General features: G+C 54.5%; 1 protein-coding gene and 2 pseudogenes. All 3 read right to left on the reverse strand.

Annotation, left to right across the window (positions count from 1 at the left end):
* Window positions 1-310: pseudogene (locus tag NW809_RS11085) on the reverse strand (NurA domain-containing protein); the annotation flags it as partial.
* A complete protein-coding gene (locus NW809_RS11090; RefSeq protein ID WP_414402148.1) occupies window positions 300-3896 on the reverse strand; it encodes an AAA family ATPase in 3597 nt (1198 codons plus the stop codon). The gene NW809_RS11090 and the pseudogene NW809_RS11085, both read right to left, overlap by 11 nt.
* A 2-nt stretch (window positions 3897-3898) precedes the next feature.
* Window positions 3899-4123, reverse strand: a pseudogene (locus tag NW809_RS11095) (DNA double-strand break repair protein Mre11); the annotation flags it as partial.

The following is a 4123-nucleotide window of genomic DNA, read 5'->3' on the forward strand; positions in this document are numbered from 1 at the left end:
CATCTACTGCAAAGGTGGAAATATTTTTAATAATCGACCTTGCCCATTCATCGCTTTCCTCATGGCTAGTCCATGCCTGTTCAAAAGGAACTGACCAACTGGAGTAAAGATCCCACTCTTGAGTAGGTAGAGCACCCGGAAAGTCCAAGGGCGCTATTTTTTCGGCAATCTCTGCGCTCGACCACTGGCACAATCTTTCCATGGCCTGCCGATATCCCTCTCTGCGCTCCGATAGCCCTTGATCAAAAGTGACGAAAGCCTCCCGCTTTTGCTGCAATACTGCCAGAACCCGGTCAGCTCTAAATACCATAGGTGGGATCCCTCCTCATCTGGCCAGAGCCAGCGTGCCTCTCCACCCGAATGATGTTCTCCGTTACTTGCTCAAAGGTATCGTCGTGGCTGATCACAAATAGCTGCTCAAAAGAGCGCAAATTGGTAATGGACTCGGCCAATCGCTGTCGGCGCTGGGCGTCCATGTTGGTGGTGGGCTCGTCGAAGAAGGCAATATCCAACTGTCCTAACACCTTGAGCAAGGCTAGGCGAACTGCCAGAGCTGCCGACATCTGCTCTCCTCCAGAAAGGCTGGCAAAACGTCGTTTGGGGCCGCCTCCCTCTTGAACGCGGATCTCGTAGTCGGCCTCCCAGGTGAGGGCAACATTGGGGCGGTTGAGGATTTCCCGGAAGAGGTGATCGGCAATGTTGTTGATCTGCTGTAGATAGTATTGGGTAATTTGAGGGCCAGCCTTTTTGTAGGTATCTCGGCTAAACTTAATGAAGCGATGTAGACGCTCTTTCTCGATTCGTTGCGTCTCGACTTGTTTTAAGGTTTCTCTCACCCGCTCCAGTTGCTGTAACCTTTCCTGGATTTTCTGTAGTTGAGGGGCAAGGCTTTCCAGGCGAGCTTGAGCCTCGGCCTTTTGAATTTCGGTGGCCTGCAAAAGGGAGCGCAGACGTTGGTGCTCCTGAGGCTGATAGAGGGAAGCCAAAGGATCCCGCTGTGCCCGCAATTGGGACAGTTGGGTTTGCAATGCTTGCTGTTGCGCCTTCAGTTCACTGAGCTTCCGTTCTCGTTGGGGGAGCAGTTTGGCAATAGGCTCCAGACGTAGATATTGCTCGTGATCCGCTCGGTAGTGTTCGCGCTGTTCTTGCAGGGATCCCAGCTCTCGATCCAGGTGTTCGGTTTGCAGCAGCGCTTCCTCGAGGGGGCGGAGTGCTGCCTCCAAATCCTGGATTTGCTGTAGGCAACCTGCCTGCGTTTGCAGGTACTGTCTTTCCAGCTTGAGCTCCGCTTTCAGCCACTCAGCCCGGCTTCTCGGATCCCCCAGGGACTTCAAGGTTTCGGCGGCTTTTACAATTTGGGCTTGCAGGTAATCTTTGGATCCCTCTATTTTCTCCCAGCGATCAATTTGGGCTTGTTTTTCCTGCTTAGCTTGCTGGATCTGTTCTAGAGCCAACTGAGCTGTTTGCAGTTCATCTTTTCGTTGTGGCAAACTTTGGACAAGTGGTTGCATACGGATAACGGTTTCATAGCTGTTGCGATGGCAACTCTGCTCCTCCCGTAAAGCGGCAATTCTCTCGTCTAGATCGGCAAGGGGCTGAAGCTGCTGCTCTAGGGCTTGTATCTGTTGTTGAAGTTGCTGGATGCTGGCTACAACTTGCTGGTACTCTTGCTCAACTCTCGGCTTATTGTTGAGCTCCTTTTCCAGGCGCTGGATTTGCCCCCTGGGATCCCCCAGTGCCTGCAGCGCTTGGCCAATTTCCTGTTGTTGCCGAAGAAAGTCTGGCTCTGCCTCGAGGCTCCACTGAAGATCCTCAATTTTGCTCTGGCGTTCGTTTTGCCATTGCAGCAACTGTTGAATTTGAGCTTCTAACTCGGGAATCTGCGCCGTTAAGCCCAGCAGGGGCTGCAAAGTCTTGAGTTGCTCCTGGATATCAGCCAGTTGCTGGCGTAGCTGAGGCTCGCAAGTTTGGGGGGAAAGATCCTGTAGGATTTGTTGGATGGATTGCAGTAACTGTTGGCTGAGGGCTGAAGACTGGGCCAGAACTTGCGGGATCCGCTGCCATAGAGGTTGGAGTTGCGGATAACTCTGTTGGCAAGCGGCCAGCTCCTCCACAAGAGTTTGAATGCTGCGGTTGTGCTGGGCCAGTTGGTGAGAGCCCTGCTCGAAAAGGGCTTGGAGTTCCCGCTGAAATTGCCGCGCCGCGGCTAGGCGGCTGAGCTGAGTTTGCAGTCGCTCTTGTTGAGCCTCCAGGAGGGGAATCTTGGCTACGTGCTCTCGATCGGCCTGTCGCTGTCGAAGCTGCAGCCGCAACTGTTCCAACTGGGCCCGGCCCTGTTCCTGTTCTGTTTCTCTCTGTCTTAGCTCTAGGCGCAGGGCCTGAAAAGAGGCCAACTTCTGGCCAATTTGAGAGTACCGTTGTTCCAGGACGGTTTGCTTTTCGCAGAGCGTTTGCAGGTGTAGCTTTTCCTCCTCGATTTTCTGGAAGAGTTGGAGCTGCTGTCGATATTCAGATTCTCGCAGTTGGAGTTGGTGGAGCTGCTGCCGTAAAGTTTCCCGCTGAGCTGTCAAGGTCTGCCGTGTTCGTCGCAACGCCTCTTGCTCTGCCACCCAAGCCTCCAACTCCAGATAACGCCTGTAGGCCGATTCGTGCTGTTGACAGATGGCCTGCGCCTGTTCAGCCTCTTGGACGCGGCTTTGCAGCAGTTGACAGCGCCCGGCGTGGGCTGACCATTCTTCCTGAAGCTGCTCCCATTCGCGGTGCAGTTGGAGCAAGGTGTCGAGCTGCTGAGCCCAATGGCTTTGCCGGCGCTCTAGCTCCTCTTGGGCTTGAATTTGGGGAGCCAGCTCCTCTAGCTCCTGCTTGCAGCGCTGTTGTTGGCTGAGTTTTTCCTGCAGCCTCGCCAGTTGGTTTTCGAGGTTCTGCTTTTGCGAGAGCAGGGCCTCCCGCCGCTTCAGCCACTCCAGGCGCTGCTGCCGTTGCTTTTCCAGCTCCCGCAACCGATCTTCTATGGCCAAAAAGCGCTGAGATCCCTCTTGGTGGTGCTGTTGTTGTGCCTGCGCTCGCTGGGCCTCTGCCCACAGCTTTTCGGCTTGCTCAAGGGCTACTGCCAGCAGGGATCCCTCTTGCTCCAGTTGAGCAATTTGCCGGTCGAGCGTTTGGATTTGCTCAAGCAGCTTCTCCAGCCGCTCCAGCTCCAGCTTCACCTCGGCCAAGGTATGGGTATGGTGGCTTAAGCGCTCCTGCCAGTGGCTCAGTTCTTGCTCGATTCTCTGCTGCTCTACTTGCAGCGGATCCCAGTCTTGCATCTGTTGATGGAGCAGCTCAATTTGATGCTTGACGGCCAGAACTTGCGCCTCGCTGTATTTTTCAACTGCCAGCAGATCCTTTGCAACTTGCTGGTACTCTTCTACCTTCAAGATGCGGTCGAAAACTTCTTTCCGCTCCCGACTGGTTTTGAGAAAATCTGCTGTGAAAGTGCCCTGGGGCACCCCAATCGTTGTAGCAAAGAGCCGCGCCAAATCAGTACCGGCGGGCACACCCAAATGTTGCCTCAGCCACGCTAGCACATCTGCCTTGCGCTCGTAATCTAGGCGCTGCTTCAATTGCGGATCGAAGAGGCGATATCCCTGCCTGACACTGCGGCGAACGTCGTAGGTGCGCTGATCCCACTGGGAGATAAACTGGACAGTAGCCACCGCATCGCTGGCCCCTGTGCGGATGAGTTCTTCTTGGTTGTAGGGGCAGTAGTCAAACAAAACCCAGGCGATGGCCTCTAGAATGCTGGTTTTGCCTGCTCCATTTTCTCCACAAATGGCGTTGATACCGGGCTCAAACTCGAAGAAGGCGTCCTCATGAGACTTGAAGTTCTGCAGAGCCAAAGAGAGGATCCGCATGGTCAGTCTTCTTCCCCCAGAAAGGCGCCGCTCAGGTGAGCGTACACTTCCGCTTCGCCTTGCTCATCTAAGATTTTCTCTTTGAGATCTAAGAGTAACCGTGCCAGCTCTTCGCTGCGCTTGCGGTAGTGGGCATGGCTGCTCAGCAGATCCCTGTAGATTTTCTCTTCAATTTGCAGCCTGCGCCCTTCTTCTTCGAGGGAAAGAGCAGCCGACCCGATCTCCAA

This window comes from Synechococcus sp. WC101 (assembly GCF_047461555.1).
Lineage (GTDB): Bacteria > Cyanobacteriota > Cyanobacteriia > Thermostichales > Thermostichaceae > Thermostichus.

Excerpts from the sequence above, each read along its gene's own strand:
- NW809_RS11090 (WP_414402148.1), bottom strand. The coding sequence starts at position 3,896 with ATGCGGATCCTCTCTTTGGCTCTGCAGAACTTCAAGTCTCATGAGGAC.